General features: G+C 64.9%; 12 protein-coding genes. 6 read left to right on the plus strand and 6 right to left on the minus strand.

Translation table 11 applies throughout. The annotated features are described in order from the left end of the window. Positions 1 to 43: 43 nt before the first annotated feature. The 4 genes from AC1Q67_RS13685 to AC1Q67_RS13700 are packed head-to-tail and all read right to left on the minus strand — an operon-like array spanning position 44 to position 2,874. Positions 44 to 1,300 (minus strand): CCA tRNA nucleotidyltransferase, encoded by a 1,257-nt coding sequence (locus AC1Q67_RS13685; RefSeq protein WP_492235931.1) that lies wholly within the window; start codon positions 1,298 to 1,300, stop codon positions 44 to 46. Next, positions 1,297 to 1,560 carry a DUF6111 family protein gene (locus tag AC1Q67_RS13690; protein WP_492235932.1) on the minus strand — a complete coding sequence of 88 codons (264 nt, stop codon included), beginning with the start codon at positions 1,558 to 1,560 and terminating at the stop codon, positions 1,297 to 1,299. The genes AC1Q67_RS13685 and AC1Q67_RS13690 overlap by 4 nt, the downstream gene beginning before the upstream one ends. Beyond that, a complete protein-coding gene (locus AC1Q67_RS13695) occupies positions 1,557 to 2,231 on the minus strand; it encodes a CoA pyrophosphatase (RefSeq protein WP_051358612.1) in 675 nt (224 codons plus the stop codon). Before AC1Q67_RS13695 ends, AC1Q67_RS13690 begins: the two co-directional genes overlap by 4 nt. Positions 2,232 to 2,265: 34 nt before the next feature. Continuing rightward, a complete protein-coding gene (locus AC1Q67_RS13700) occupies positions 2,266 to 2,874 on the minus strand; it encodes a DUF1285 domain-containing protein (protein ID WP_425992142.1) in 609 nt (202 codons plus the stop codon). A gap of 297 nt (positions 2,875 to 3,171) precedes the next feature. Between AC1Q67_RS13700 and AC1Q67_RS13705 the strand changes: the two genes are divergently transcribed. From AC1Q67_RS13705 to AC1Q67_RS13720, 4 genes are read left to right on the plus strand one after another with little or no spacing between them, the layout of a single operon-like run. Beyond that, complete coding sequence (locus tag AC1Q67_RS13705) at positions 3,172 to 4,176, plus strand: AAA family ATPase (RefSeq protein ID WP_024575999.1); 1,005 nt, start codon at positions 3,172 to 3,174, stop codon at positions 4,174 to 4,176. After that, positions 4,176 to 5,120 carry a DUF58 domain-containing protein gene (locus tag AC1Q67_RS13710; RefSeq protein WP_492235933.1) on the plus strand — a complete coding sequence of 315 codons (945 nt, stop codon included), beginning with the start codon at positions 4,176 to 4,178 and terminating at the stop codon, positions 5,118 to 5,120. Before AC1Q67_RS13705 ends, AC1Q67_RS13710 begins: the two co-directional genes overlap by 1 nt. Next, positions 5,117 to 7,981, plus strand: a complete 2,865-nt coding sequence (locus tag AC1Q67_RS13715; RefSeq protein WP_492235934.1) for a DUF4159 domain-containing protein — start codon at positions 5,117 to 5,119, stop codon at positions 7,979 to 7,981. Before AC1Q67_RS13710 ends, AC1Q67_RS13715 begins: the two co-directional genes overlap by 4 nt. A 3-nt stretch (positions 7,982 to 7,984) precedes the next feature. Further along, positions 7,985 to 10,048: a hypothetical protein gene (locus AC1Q67_RS13720; RefSeq protein ID WP_492235935.1), complete on the plus strand. Its 2,064-nt coding sequence runs from the start codon at positions 7,985 to 7,987 to the stop codon at positions 10,046 to 10,048. 69 nt (positions 10,049 to 10,117) lie between these two features. Here the strand turns inward: AC1Q67_RS13720 and AC1Q67_RS13725 are convergent, their stop codons facing one another. Continuing rightward, positions 10,118 to 10,339 carry a hypothetical protein gene (locus AC1Q67_RS13725; protein ID WP_492235936.1) on the minus strand — a complete coding sequence of 74 codons (222 nt, stop codon included), beginning with the start codon at positions 10,337 to 10,339 and terminating at the stop codon, positions 10,118 to 10,120. Between the two features lie 228 nt (positions 10,340 to 10,567). Here AC1Q67_RS13725 and AC1Q67_RS13730 point away from each other — a divergent pair, with 228 nt between their 5' ends. Both AC1Q67_RS13730 and AC1Q67_RS13735 read left to right on the plus strand, forming a co-directional pair. Then, complete coding sequence (locus AC1Q67_RS13730; RefSeq protein WP_492235937.1) at positions 10,568 to 10,921, plus strand: DUF2946 family protein; 354 nt, start codon at positions 10,568 to 10,570, stop codon at positions 10,919 to 10,921. Positions 10,922 to 11,034: 113 nt separating this feature from the next. Beyond that, the gene (locus AC1Q67_RS13735) at positions 11,035 to 13,377 is read left to right on the plus strand and encodes a TonB-dependent receptor (protein ID WP_492235938.1); all 2,343 of its coding nucleotides are present in this window, start codon (positions 11,035 to 11,037) and stop codon (positions 13,375 to 13,377) included. Positions 13,378 to 13,526: 149 nt separating this feature from the next. On the opposite strand, the gene AC1Q67_RS13740 is transcribed toward AC1Q67_RS13735, so the two are convergent. Next, entirely contained in the window at positions 13,527 to 14,048 is a 522-nt protein-coding gene (locus tag AC1Q67_RS13740; RefSeq protein WP_024575992.1) for a GNAT family N-acetyltransferase, read from the minus strand. Positions 14,049 to 14,147 lie beyond the last annotated feature (99 nt).

Genomic DNA, 14,147 nt, shown 5'->3' on the forward strand with positions numbered 1-14,147 from the left:
TTCACTGAACCAGACACCACCGGGAACCGCCCGGTGGCTGACCCTACAGCCGATGATCCCGCGTGAATTTCGCGACGGTGTCATCGGCGATGGTTTCGAGCGCCGCGCTATCCAGCGGAAACTGCAACGCCAGCCACGCATCCTCGGCCAGTGTCAGCACGTGACCGAGCGCCGGTCCTTCCGCAATACCGCGCGCAATAAAGTCGGCCGCCTTGAGCGGAAACGCCGGCGGCGTCCAGCGTTCCGGCAGTGTTGCAAGCTCACGCCACAATGGAGACGCCGCATCATGGCCCGCCCGCGCCCATGCCAGCATGATCCGGTCGAGGTAGCGCGCCGCGCCCAGCCGGTAGAGCCGCCGCTGCGCCGTCGCCTCGTCCATCCCGGCCAGCCGCCACCAGCGGTGCCCCATCGAATCCAGCCGCTTGGTCTCGGCATTCGACAGCCGCCAGCGCTGTGACAGTCGCTTGGCATCTTCGGTCACCGCCACAGTCAGCGCTCCGAGGCGGCGAACCGCATCGGCCTGCAGCCCGAGCGCCTGTTCGGCAGCAAGCATCGCCGCGAACGGCCCGTGAAAGACAACGCCTGCCGTCAGCCGCAGCAACAGGCCGGCGTCATCCATCGCGATCAGCGCAGGCGCCGCTCCCTTCGCGACCATCAGCTTCAGCATTTCCATCCGGATGCGCTCGGCTGACAACTCCGCAAGCCCGTCGCGCCCGGCGATACAGGCCTCGTATCCGGCACGGTCCGGCGCGCCTTCCCCGTAAGCGGCGTGAATCCGAAAGAACCGCAGGATGCGGAGATAATCCTCGGCAATGCGCTGTGATGGATCGCCGATAAAACGCACCCTCCGTGCCGCGATGTCCGCGCGCCCGCCGACCTCGTCATGAACGGTGCCATCAGGCGTCACCGTCAGGCCATTCATGGTGAAATCGCGGCGCATGGCATCGCGCGTCCAGTCGCGCCCGAACGCCACCTTGGCCTTGCGCCCGAAGGTTTCGGTATCCTCACGCAGCGTGGTCACTTCAAACGGCTGGCCTTCGATCACCAGCGTCACCGTGCCGTGCTCGACGCCGGTCGGCACCGCCTTGATATGTGCGAGCTTGGCGCGGCGGATCACTTCCTCGGGCAGCGCCGTGGTCGCAATGTCGATGTCACCGATGGGAAGCCCGAGCAGAGCGTTGCGCACGGCGCCCCCGGCCACCCGCGCCTCCTCGCCGCCGGAATTGAGCAGCGTCAGCACCCGCGCTGTCGCGCCTGCTCTCAGCCAGGGAGCGTCACGCAGCGAATCCGGGGCGTTCATTTCTCGGATCCCCGGATCAGCTTGCCGTTTTCGATATGCGCGGGAGTGTAGGTCGACCCCGGAGGCGCTCCGGAAAAATGCGCCAGCAGTACGAGGCTGACGATCACAAGCACGAACGCAGCCACCGCCAGCTTACCGACGATGTGAAGCGGCCATGATGACTTCACCCAGACACCGGAACGGCTCGCGATCAGAAACGCCGCGTAGACCGCGAATGGAATAAGGAAGATTCCGATCTCGGTGAGGACGGGACGGATCATGCAAGATAAATCCGCTCATAGAGCGCGCGCAGCATCCCTGCGGTCGCACCCCAGATGTAGTGCTGCTCGAACGGCATCTCGTAGAACGAGCGCTGCATGCCGCGAAATTCCTTGCTGCCGAGCTTGTGATTGACCGGGTCCATCAGAAACGCCAGCGGCACCTCGAAAGCAGCATCGACTTCGTTGGTATTGATCGTCAGTTCAAATCCAGGGCGGACCCGCGCCAGCGTCGGCAGGATCCGGAATCCGAAGCCGGTCGCATAGACATCGAGATAACCGATCGGCTCGATGAAATCCCGTTTGAGACCGACTTCCTCGTCGGCTTCGCGCAGCGCCGCATCCATCGGCGATACATCGGTCGGATCGATCTTGCCGCCGGGAAACGAAATCTGTCCGGCATGTTCGTTGAGATGCTCGGCTCGTTTGGTCAGCAACACGGTTGGAACGTCGCGCTCCACGATCGGAACGAGAACCGCAGCGGGACGCACCGGGCGCTCCTTCGCAATGATCTCCAGCATCGCGTCGGTGCCGAAATCGCCGGTCGGCGCGAGCACTGCGGCGTCGGTCAGTCCGGGCGGCACATCAAAGCTCAGCCGCTCGTGCGCCCTGCGAAAGAACTCGCCGGAGCTCATGTCGAGCGGAGCCGCAGTATTGGCGGATGCAGCGTCCATCAAAACACTTTTCGTCAACCCGAATCCTCTTGTCTCAAACAGGGTCTCGCGCCTGTGCTGCATCCGCCATCGAGAAGAACTCGCCGCCGGACATGACCCCGAACATCTCATGGCCATCGACGACTCGAACCTCGCCCATCTCGACCAGATCATAATAGAGCGCGCGTGTGACTTTTGCCCACAAATCCGACCGCACATGGAGGTATGGCGTTAACCCGCCATCGGCCGCCGCCTCGAAGCGCAACCGGTGAGCGCCATCGCATGGCACCCATTCGTCGACATTGGTGCGAAAGCTCAGCGTTCGCCCTGCGCCCTCGCCGTCCTTCTCCATCTCGACGGCGAGAAACGGCACGTCATCGACGCGGATGCCGACCTTCTCCACCGGCGTGACCAGAAAATACTTGCCGTCCTCGCGCTTGAGAATTGTGGAAAACAGCTTCACCAGCGCCGCACGCCCGATCGGTGTCCCAAGATAGAACCACGTGCCGTCGCTCGCGATCCGCATATCGAGATCGCCGCAGAACGGCGGATTCCACAGATGAACCGGCGGCAGGCCTTTTGTCGCAGCACCGCGCGCCGCCTGGGTGAGCCCGTCAAGGCGCTGAACCGGATTCAGCTCCTGTTTCTGCCCTTGGTTCGCCATTGTTTGCCCTGACCGTTGACGCTTCTGTTTGGCACGATTGGTGCACGCCTTGAAACCGAAAGCTGAGAAACCCGGAACGATGACATAGCCGACAAATCATACCTGAGTGCGGCGGGATTACTCGCCACATCGTGATGAGTTTCAAGCCCCCCACCCGCTAATGTGGGGACAGCCGAAATCGGCGAATACATAAAAGAATACATGGCCTTTGCGCCGGTTTAGCATGGGCCGAAGTCACGGCGTGAGTCCGCGGAACCCCGAAGGCGGCCTCGTGCGGCCCGATAAGGAGCGATGAATATGGCTGGCGCAGAAGGTGTCGAGAAACTGGAAGACGTGATCGTGCGCTCGGCCGAGCAGATCGCGGGAAACATCCGCGCCGCGCGGGAAGCGGTCTCGACTGTCATCTTCGGTCAGGAACGCGTGGTCGAGAATGCACTGGTGACGATCCTCTCCGGCGGTCACGCATTGCTGATCGGCGTTCCCGGTCTGGCAAAGACCAAACTGGTCGAGACGCTGGGCATCACCCTCGGGCTCGACGCCAAGCGCGTGCAGTTCACGCCCGACCTGATGCCGTCCGATATTCTCGGCGCCGAAGTGCTCGATGAAAGTGTCAGCGGCAAGCGCTCGTTCCGGTTCATCTCGGGACCGGTGTTCGCTCAGCTTCTGATGGCGGACGAAATCAACCGCGCCTCGCCACGCACACAGTCCGCTTTGCTGCAGGCGATGCAGGAGCAGCACATCACGGTCGCAGGCGCACGGCACGATCTGCCGAAACCGTTCCATGTGCTCGCGACACAGAACCCGCTGGAGCAGGAGGGCACCTATCCGCTGCCGGAAGCCCAACTCGACCGCTTCCTGATGGAAATCGATGTCGAATATCCGGACCGCGACGCCGAACGCCGAATCCTGTTCGAAACCACCGGCGCCGAACAGACCGCCGCGAAGGCGGCCATGACCGCCGAGACGCTCATCACCGCGCAGCGGCTGGTGCGCCGTCTGCCGGTCGGCGATTCCGTGGTCGAGGCCATTCTGTCGCTCGTGCGGTCCGCGCGTCCCGGCGAGGACAGCGGCGAGATCGGCAAATCAATCGCATGGGGACCGGGACCCCGCGCCAGCCAGGCGCTGATGCTCGCGGTTCGCGCGCGCGCATTGCTCGACGGGCGGCTCGCGCCCTCGATCGACGACGTGCTCGATCTCGCAGAGCCCGTTCTGAAGCACCGCATGGCGCTGACCTTCTCGGCGCGCGCCGAGGGCCGCACCGTGACCGACGTCATCAAGCAGTTGAAATCACGGATCGGCTGATGGCACCACGGCCGCAACCCGCACTCCAGGAGATTGAGGCAGTCCGACGCGCAGATGGTGAAAGCCGTTCGCTCGCCGCGTCACTGCCGCGTCTTGTGCTGGAAGCGCGGCGCATTTCGGCCAACGTCATCCACGGCCTGCATGGCCGCCGCCGCGCCGGCACCGGCGAGAACTTCTGGCAGTACCGCCGCTTCGTCTCCGGCGAGGCCTCGCAGAACGTTGACTGGCGCCGCTCGGCGCGGGACGATCATCTCTATGTCCGCGAGCAGGAATGGGAAGCCGCGCACACCGTGTGGCTGTGGCCGGATCGCTCCAGGTCGATGGCTTTCGCCTCCAAGACCGCGCGCGACAGCAAGCTGGAGCGTGCGCTGGTGGTCACCTTCGCGCTCGCCGACCTCCTGGTGTCCGGCGGCGAGCGGGTCGGCATCCCCGGCCTGATGTCGCCGAGTTCAAGCAGCAACATCGTCGACAAGATGGCACAGGCGATCCTGCATGACACCGCCACGCGATCGAGCCTGCCGCCGTCGTTTGTGCCGGCGGCGCTCGCCGAAGTCGTGGTGCTGTCGGATTTCTGGTCGCCCCTCAGTGACATCCGCGCCATGCTCGGCGGCCTCTCCTCGTCCGGCGCGCATGGGACGCTGTTGCAGGTCGTCGATCCCGCCGAAGAAACGTTCCCCTATTCTGGCCGCATCGAATTCGTCGAGCCCGAGGGCGGCGAGGTCATCACCGCGGGACGCGCCGAGACCTGGGCGAAGGATTACACCGCGCGCGTTGAAGCGCATCGCGCCGCGATCCGCGAGGAAACCAGCAAGCTCGGCTGGCTGTTCTCGACCCACACCACCGATCGCTCGGCCGCCGAACTGCTGCTGTATCTGCACAGCGGCATGATGGTCACCAAAGGCAGTGCCGGCCGCGTCGCTATAACAGCGGGGCGCACCTCATGATGGGCCTGCCGCTCTCGTTCGCCGAACCGTGGCTGCTGGCGGGCCTGCTGAGCCTGCCTGCGCTATGGTGGCTGCTGCGCGTGATGCCGCCGCGTCCGCGCCGCATCGACTTCCCGCCGACCCGGCTGCTGTTCGATATCGCGCCCAAGGAAGAAACACCCTCGCGCACGCCGTGGTGGCTGACGCTGCTGCGACTGCTCGCCGCCGCGCTGGTGATCCTCGCCGCCGCTGGTCCGGTCTGGAATCCCAGCGAAGGCGTGACGCGCTCCATTGCGCCGCTGGTGCTGCTGCTCGACGACGGCTGGAGTGCCGCTTCCAACTGGGAGGCCCGCATCAGGACCGCGGACGAACTGGTTACCAACGCAGAATCCGACCGTCGCCCGGTGGCCCTTGTGCCGCTCTCAGACTCGACCCGCGACATCACGCTGATGCCGGCCGGAACGGCGCGGGTGGCGCTGCGTCAGTTCGCGCCGAAGCCGTATGCCGTCGACCGCGTCGAGGCGCTCCCCGCCCTGGCGCGCTTTCTTGCCAAGACCGGCGACAGCGAAATCGTCTGGCTTAGCGACGGCATCGATACCGGACGCGGCAGCGAGTTCACCGAAGGCTTCGCGAAAACGATTCAGGATCGCGCGCTCACGATCTTTGAAGGCGGCACTTCGCCCGCGCATGCATTGGTCGCGGCCGAGAATGCGGCCGCGAAGATGACGGTGAAAGTGCTGCGCGCTAACAGCGGCGGCGGCGATACCGGACTCGTCCGCGCGCTGGACCAGAAAGGTTCGCCGATCGGCGAGGCGAAGTTCGCATTCGGCGCACAGGATCGCGAGACCGAGGCGAGCTTCGATCTGCCGGTGGAATTGCGCAACGACATCACCCGGCTTGAAGTCTCGGGTGAACGCTCGGCCGGTGCGGTGCAACTGCTCGACAAGCGCTGGCGCCGCCGCGCCATCGGCATCGTCTCCGGCGCGACCAGCGATACCGCACAGCCGCTGCTGGCCTCCACCTTCTATCTGACACGCGCGCTGGCACCGTTCGCCGACGTGCGGCTGGGCGAGCGCGGCTCGCCCGCGGTGGCCATCGGACAGTTTCTCGACCAGAAGCTGCCGATGATCGTGCTTGCGGACGTCGGAACGCTGACGCCGGACATCCGCGACCGTCTCAGCGCATGGATCGCGCAGGGGGGCGTGCTGGTGCGCTTCGCCGGGCCGCGTCTCGCCGCCGGCGACGATGATCTGGTGCCGGTGAAACTGAGACGCGGCGGACGCAGCCTTGGCGGCAGTCTGACCTGGGAGAAGCCGCAACCGCTGGCGTCGTTCGCCGCCGACGGTCCGTTCGCGGGCCTCACCGTTCCGAAGGATATTACGGTGACGCGTCAGGTGCTGGCTGAACCCGATCCGGCGCTGGCCTCGCGAAGCTGGGCGTCGCTCGCCGACGGAACCCCGCTCGTGACCGGCGAGCATCGCGACAGGGGCATGCTCGCCCTGTTCCACATCAGCGCGGATATGCGCTGGTCGGACCTGCCGTTGTCTGGCACCTTCGTCGAGATGCTGCGGCGAATCGTCGATATGTCGGGCTATACGGCCAATGCGGGCGCAGGAGTCGCCACTGAAGCCGGAGCGGAGACTGTTGCGCCGATCCGCACCCTCGACGGCTTCGGCGCATTCGGTCCGCCGCCTTCGACTGCAAAGCCGGTGCGCGCCGACTACCGCGACCGCGCCACGCTCGATCACCCGCCGGGTCATTATGGCCCTGCCGACGGTCCACTCGCTGTGAACGCGCTTGCTGCCGCCGACCGGCTTGCGCCGCTCGACACATCCGCGCTGAAGGCACGCCGCGCGACCTACACCAACGCCGAACCGCGCGATCTGCGCGGCATCCTGCTCTCCACAGCGCTGGCGCTGTTCCTGATCGACGCCATCATCGTCGCCATTCTCGGCGGCGGACTGGCGGCGCTGCTGCGACGCCGCGCCGTGACGACAGCACTCGCCATTGCGTTTGCACTTGCGTCCGTCAGCGGCGTGCCCTCGCCGTCTTATGCGCAGGCTCCGAAAGCTCCGGCGAAAGGCGCTCCCGCGAAACCCACTGCAAGCAGCGCTGCCAGCGACGACTTCGCGATCAAGGCCGTCGCGCAGACCCGTCTCGCCTATGTCCTGACCGGCAACGCCGATGTCGATTCGATTGTGAAGGCTGGCCTGTCGGGCCTGACACTGTTTCTCGCGCAGCGAACCGCGCTGGAAGCCGGCGAGCCTGTCGGCGTCGATCCGGCGCGCGACGAACTCGCCTTCTTCCCGCTGGTGTACTGGCCGGTGATCACCGGTGCGCCAAAGCCCTCGCAGGAGGCGATCAACAAGCTCGACGCCTACATGAAGCAGGGTGGCACGGTGCTGTTCGACACCCGCGACGCCATTGAGGCGCCGCCGGGTCCCGGCGGTGAATCTCAGACGCCTGGCATGCTGACGTTGCGTGAAATTCTCTCATCGCTCGACATTCCCGAGCTTGAGCCGGTGCCGCGCGAACACGTGCTGACCAAAACATTCTACCTGCTGCGCGACTTCCCGGGCCGCTTCAACTCAGGCCAGACCTGGGTCGAAACGTTGCCGCGCGTCGATGATGAGGATGCCGCCGACCGTCCCGCACGCGGCGGCGATGGTGTCTCGCCGATCATCATCACCTCGAACGATCTTGCGGGCGCATGGGCGATGCGCGCCGACGGCCAGCCGATGCTGCCGCTGACGCCGGGTGACCCGCGCCAGCGCGAAATGGCCTTTCGCGCAGGCGTCAACATCGTGATGTACACGCTGACCGGCAACTACAAGGCTGATCAGGTACATGCGCCTGCGCTGATCGAACGGCTGGGGCAATAATCCATGCAGTATGGAGTAGCATTCGCCCCCCTCGTTCCCACACTCGTGTTGTGGATCGGTCTTGCCGCGATCGTCGTGATCGCGGCTGTCCTGATGATTGCGCGTGCACGCGGCGCGGCGATACGCGTTCCCGCACTGGCGCTGATCCTGCTTGCGCTGGCCAATCCGTCGTTCACGCGCGAAGAGCGTGAACCATTGACCTCGGTCGCGGCCGTCGTGATCGACAGGAGCCCGAGCCAGAATTTCGGCGAGCGCACCCGCGAGACCAATGAGGCGCGGGAGGCGCTGGTCGCCCGCCTCAAGGACATCAAGGGACTTGAGGTGCGCGTTGTCGAGGCCGGGCAGGCCGATGGCGAAACCGACGGCACCAAATTGTTTTCCGCTGTTCAATCCGCGCTGTCCGACGTGCCGACCGACCGGGTTGCCGGTGCGTTTCTCATCACCGATGGACGCGTGCACGACATTCCTGCCAATGCCGCAGCCATCGGATTCACCGCGCCGGTGCATGCGCTGGTGACCGGGCGCAGCAACGAGCGCGACCGCCGCGTCGCAATTGTCGCGGCGCCGCGTTTCGGCATTGTCGGCCAGACCCAGACCATCACCTATCGGCTCGACGATCAGGGCGTGACCAACCAGACCGCCCGGGTCGTGGTCCGGCGCGACGGCGACGTGCTCAGCGAACGCGCGGTACGCAGCGGCGAACAGGTCAGCGTGACCATCGAGATTCCGCACGCTGGTCCGAACATCATCGAGATCGAAGCCTCGAAGCTCGATGATGAACTGACACCGGTGAATAACCGCGCGGTGGTGTCCATCGACGGCGTCCGCGACAAGCTGCGCGTGCTGCTGGTGTCCGGCGAACCGCATTCCGGCGAACGCACCTGGCGCAACCTGCTGAAGTCCGACGCCAGCGTCGATCTGGTGCATTTCACCATTCTGCGCCCGCCCGAGAAGCAGGATGGAACGCCGATCAACGAACTGTCGCTGATTGCGTTTCCGACGCGCGAACTGTTCCAGCAGAAGATCAACGAATTCCAGCTCATCATCTTTGATCGCTACGCGCGGCAGGGCGTGCTGCCGATCTCGTATTTCGACAATATCACGCGCTATGTGCGCAACGGCGGCGCGGTTCTGGTCTCCGCCGGTCCCGATTATGCGAGCCCGACCAGCATCTGGCGTACACCGCTCGATGCAATCCTCCCCGCAGAGCCGGTCGGCGTCAGCGAACAGGCTTTCACGGCGCGCCTGAGCAATATCGGCAAGCGTCATCCGGTGACGCGCGGGCTTGAAGGCGCGAACAGCGAGCCGCCGCACTGGAGCCGCTTCTTCCGCCTGATCGACACGCGCAACCCCGCCAACCCGCCGATCATGGAAGGCGCCGACGGCAAGCCGCTGCTGCTGTTGTCGCGGCAGGGCGAAGGCCGCGTGGCGCTGCTGCTGTCCGACCACATCTGGCTGTGGGCACGCGGCTATGAAGGCGGCGGTCCGCATCTCGATCTGCTGCGGCGGATGTCGCACTGGCTGATGAAGCAGCCCGATCTCGATGAGGAAGCGCTGCGGCTGAAAGTCGAGGGCCGCGATCTTGTCGCGGTGCGTCAGACCATGGCCGACACCGTGCAACCGGTCACCATTACTTCGCCCTCCGGCGTGACGCGTCAGGTGACGCTGGGCGCGGGAGAGCCCGGCGAATGGCGCGCGTCGGTCAGCGCCGACGAACTCGGGCTATGGCAGGCGACCGATGGCTCGCTGAAGGCGCTGATCAATGTCGGCCCGGTGAACCCGAAGGAATTCGCGGAAGTCACTTCGACCACCGAAGCGCTGCGCCCGCTGTTGCAGGCGACCGGCGGCGATGCGCGCCGCGTGGCCGACAGCGGCAGCATCGATCTGCCGCGCGTGCTGCCGGTGCGCGCCTCGACCGTGTTTCGCGGCGAAGGCTGGCTCGGGGTCAAGATGCGCGATGCGAGCGTGGTGCGCGGCATCGGCGTGCTGCCGATCTTTGCCGGCCTGATTGGTCTCCTGCTGCTGCTCGGCGCGTTCGCCAGCACCTGGCTGCGCGAAGGCCGCTAGTGGGCCATTGGCCGACTGGGCCAATGAACAATCTCAATTGCAGAATTCAGCCGGTGATCCAGTGGGACGTTACGCTGCGGAACGCCGGGCCCAAGCGACCGACAGCATCGAGACGAGTTCCGACAGTGGAACGTGAATGCTGATGGGCTTCAGCTTGAGCTGGAAGGTCATGATCGCCTCGTGGCAACGAAGCCCCTTGCCGCCTTTGACCAAGCCCAGATCCCGAATGAGCTTGTAGGTTTTACCGTCCGCCATTCGCACAAGACGGACGTTCTCAAAGTACTTGAGCATTCACGCTCTCCTCGCGCGAAGGAGAACAGCCGTTCGTTACGATTCGGTCAACCACGGTAGCCATGTAACGGTCGGCGCTCTGTGTCCTTTTGGTCTCGCGCCGCGGCTTTCGCCCGGTCTCCCGGTCTCGCGTGTTGACACCTCGGTCCTGACCGGCAATGTTACATTGTAACATCCAGAGCCGGTCCTATTGGAGGCCGGCCCGATGGCCGTGGGGCTTATCTGCCGATGAACTGGCTGCGATCGAAGGCAAAAAAGCTGTCGCTGCTGGCGCTGTTCGCGCTGGCGCTGCAGCTCGGCCTGTCGTTCGGCCATTGCCACCCCGACGTCGCCGTTGCCGGTATCGCGGTGGGCCAGTCGCAGGCATCGGCACCCGAAACCGACCACGATCAGGATGTTCATCGCGACCTGTGCGCCATCTGTGCAACCATCGCGATGGCCAATACCCTCGTCGCGACGGCAGCCCCCGCGCTGCCAGCGCCGCTGACGGTCGCAGCACGCCGGACTGCCTTTCATTACGAAGCCATCGCAGGCGACATCCGCCGCGGCGCGTTCCACTCCCGCGCCCCTCCGCAATCCTGACTCGAAAACTGTCCGATCCCGACGGTCGCCGCGCAGGCGATCGCGGGCCCTTCAAGGTTAGCCGCCCACCCACGCAACGGCGTGGGAGGCGGCATCAGGATCAAAGCATCATCATGTCGTACAAGTTTCTTCGTGCCTCGCTGGCCGGCGGCTCCGCCGTCGCGATGGCGCTTCTCCTCAACGGCGCCGCGCGGTCGCAGCAGGCCGACCCTGGCGCCGGCGAAACGCTGCCCGAAATCGTCGTGCAGGCCCCGAGCCCGATCCAGCGGCCGCATCGGCACAGCGCGCAGCCAGGCCGGACCACGGCGGCCGCGCCCGCCACAGCGCCTGCGCCAAATCCGGAGACGTATGCGGGTACACTGCCGATCGTCATCGATCAGTTCGCCACGGTCACCGTGGTGCCCAATGAGGAAATCCGCCGCAGCGCCGCCCCGACCCTTGGCGATCTTCTGAACAACAAGCCCGGCATCACAGGTTCATCCTTTGCACCCGGCGCATCGTCCCGCCCGATCATTCGCGGCCTCGACGTCAATCGCGTCGGCATTGTCGAGAACGGCATCGGCAGCAACGGCGCATCCGATCTCGGCGAAGATCATTTCGTGCCGATCGATCCGCTCTCAACCAATCAGGTCGAGGTCATTCGCGGACCTGCGACACTGCGCTACGGATCGCAGTCGATCGGCGGCGTGGTCAGCGCCAGCAACAACCGCATTCCGGAAACGCTGCCGTGCAGCGCGATGCCGTCGATCCAGACCTACGGATACAATGTCAAGGCGCCGCAACTCTCCGCGTCGAATCCCTGCGCCAGTTTTGAGACGCGTTCGTCGTTATCGAGCGTCGATCTCGGACGCGAAGGCGCGGTGCTGCTTGATGCCGCAGGCAACAATGTCGCGATCCATGCCGATGCGTTCGCGCGCAAGACTGAAGATTACAGTGTTCCGAATTCACCCTACCGCTTCGATCCGACGCGGCCGTTCACCGGCAAGCAGCCGAACTCCTCATCACAATCCGACGGCGCATCGATCGGCGGATCGTATTTCTTCGCAGGTGGCTTCATCGGCGCAGCGATCCAGCAGAACAACAGCATTTATCACATCCCCGGCGAGGACGGCGAAGATCACCGCACCCGCATCAGCGCACGGCAGACCAAGCTGACGGTGAAGGGCGACTATCACCCCGACAGCAAGGCGATCGACGTGATCCGGTTCTGGGCCGGCGCCACCGACTACAAGCACAATGAAATCGGCCTGGCCGATCCGGCTGATTTTTCAAGCGACGGCGTGCGCCAGACCTTCACCAACAAGGAACAGGAAGGCCGCGTCGAGGTGCAGTTCGCGCCGCTCAATCTGCGTTTCGCGGCATTGACCACTGCGGTCGGCGTGCAGGCCTCGCATCAGGAATTGACCGCGCCGAGCCCCGACGATCCGGGCAGCCCGCTCAACGGCCTGTGGAACCCGAACAAGAACACCAAGGTCGCCGGGTACATCTTCAATGAGTTCAAGTTCAGCGAGATCACCAAGGCGCAGGTGGCAGCGCGCGTCGAGCATGTGAATTTGAGCGGCACCACACCCGCTTTCATTCCGGAGCTGTTCGATCTCAATGTCGATCCTACGGCGATCGGCCCGGCGACACCGCGCAACCTGAACTTCACGCCGAAGAGCGGCAGTGTCGGCCTGATCCAGAATCTGCCGTGGAATCTGGCGGCCAGCATCACCGGCCAGTACACCGAACGCGCGCCCAAACCCGCGGAGCTGTTCTCGCGCGGCGGTCACGATGCGACAACGACTTTCGATATCGGCAATCCGAATCTCGGCATCGAGACCGCAAAGTCGGTTGAAGTCGGTCTGCGCCGCGCGACCGGGCCGTTCCGGTTCGAACTGACCGGTTACTACACCCGCTTCGACGGCTTCATCTACCGGCGGCTGACCGGCAATACATGTCAAGATGTCACGTGTCAGGCCGGCCCGGGTCTCGAACTCAATCAGGCGATCTACTCGCAGAAGGACGCGACCTTCCGCGGCGCCGAATTCCAGTTCCAGTACGATGTGCTGCCGCTCTGGGCCGGACAGTTCGGCATTGAGGGACAGTATGACGTCGTGCGCGCCACCTTCACCGACGGCACCAACGTGCCGCGCATTCCGCCGCAGCGGTTAGGAGGCGGCATCTACTACCGCGACGCCAACTGGCTCGCGCGCGTGAACCTGCTGCATGCCTTCGCACAGAACGACATCGGCGGCATCGAGACCTCGACACCGGGCTACAACCGCCTGCGGGCCGAACTGAGCTACACCACCAAGCTCGCCAAGAGCGACTGGTGGGGCGCGCAGCAATTCACCTTCGGCGTTGTCGGCGATAACCTGCTCAACGAGGACATCCGCAACTCCGTATCCTACAGCAAGGACCAGGTCCTGCTGCCGGGCATCGGCGTGCGCATGTTCGCGAATGTGAAGTACTGAGCGATCTCACCCACATGGTCGTCCCCGCGAAAGCGGGGACCCATAACTCGGCGTCTCTGTTCTGCAAGGAAGCGCAACGGCCCGCGCACACCTCCACCTTTAGGGAGTATGGATCCCCGCTTTCGCGGGGATGACATCGGATGTGCGGCTCAGCGGGGAGAGGGAGCAAACGTCCAGTCCGGGCGGACGGCGCCGCTGACGCCTTCAAAAGCGCCCTCGACGAGTTCGTGCACCAGGAGCCGCGTGTGATCGACCGGACCCGGCATGGTCGCCCGGCCCTTCGGAATCCGCTTGAATCCAACGCGGCTGTAGTAGGGTTCATCGCCAACCAGCAGCACCAGCCGGTGTCCCTTCGCCTTCGCGTCCTTCAACGCGCGGTCGAGCAGTGCCCGGCCCACGCCGCGGTCGCGGAACGGCGGCTCGACAGTCAGCGGACCGAGCAGCAGCGCCGGCGTGTTGCCGATGCAGACCGGCAATTGCCGCACCGAGCCGACCATCAGCGTGCCGATCCGCGCGGTAAACGACAGATCGAGCAGATGATCGACATGCTCGCGCAGCCGATAGGCGCTGAGCGCGTAGCGGCCGGGGCCGAACGTACGCTCGTGCAGGCGCTCGATGGCCTGCTCGTCGCCGGGGGTTTCGGCCAGGATGGTCAGGGAAAGGTCGGACATGATGGACCGCGAATTAGCATCTGGCGGGGGGATGGTCTATGGCCGTCGTTCCGGGACGCACGCCCTCACGCGCGGGCTGGAATCCAAAACGTCTGGATT

The sequence above is a fragment of the Afipia sp. GW823-FHT06G09 genome (assembly GCF_058794875.1).

What these genes read in the sequence shown, in the direction of transcription:
- AC1Q67_RS13735 (WP_492235938.1), top strand. Translation starts at nt 11,035, where the DNA reads ATGTCGTACAAGTTTCTTCGTGCCTCGCTGGCCGGCGGCTCCGCCGTC.
- AC1Q67_RS13725 (WP_492235936.1), bottom strand. Translation starts at nt 10,339, where the DNA reads ATGCTCAAGTACTTTGAGAACGTCCGTCTTGTGCGAATGGCGGACGGT.
- AC1Q67_RS13685 (WP_492235931.1), bottom strand. Translation starts at nt 1,300, where the DNA reads ATGAACGCCCCGGATTCGCTGCGTGACGCTCCCTGGCTGAGAGCAGGC.
- AC1Q67_RS13715 (WP_492235934.1), top strand. Translation starts at nt 5,117, where the DNA reads ATGATGGGCCTGCCGCTCTCGTTCGCCGAACCGTGGCTGCTGGCGGGC.
- AC1Q67_RS13730 (WP_492235937.1), top strand. Translation starts at nt 10,568, where the DNA reads ATGAACTGGCTGCGATCGAAGGCAAAAAAGCTGTCGCTGCTGGCGCTG.
- AC1Q67_RS13740 (WP_024575992.1), bottom strand. Translation starts at nt 14,048, where the DNA reads ATGTCCGACCTTTCCCTGACCATCCTGGCCGAAACCCCCGGCGACGAG.
- AC1Q67_RS13720 (WP_492235935.1), top strand. Translation starts at nt 7,985, where the DNA reads ATGCAGTATGGAGTAGCATTCGCCCCCCTCGTTCCCACACTCGTGTTG.
- AC1Q67_RS13690 (WP_492235932.1), bottom strand. Translation starts at nt 1,560, where the DNA reads ATGATCCGTCCCGTCCTCACCGAGATCGGAATCTTCCTTATTCCATTC.
- AC1Q67_RS13710 (WP_492235933.1), top strand. Translation starts at nt 4,176, where the DNA reads ATGGCACCACGGCCGCAACCCGCACTCCAGGAGATTGAGGCAGTCCGA.
- AC1Q67_RS13695 (WP_051358612.1), bottom strand. Translation starts at nt 2,231, where the DNA reads ATGGACGCTGCATCCGCCAATACTGCGGCTCCGCTCGACATGAGCTCC.
- AC1Q67_RS13700 (WP_425992142.1), bottom strand. Translation starts at nt 2,874, where the DNA reads ATGGCGAACCAAGGGCAGAAACAGGAGCTGAATCCGGTTCAGCGCCTT.
- AC1Q67_RS13705 (WP_024575999.1), top strand. Translation starts at nt 3,172, where the DNA reads ATGGCTGGCGCAGAAGGTGTCGAGAAACTGGAAGACGTGATCGTGCGC.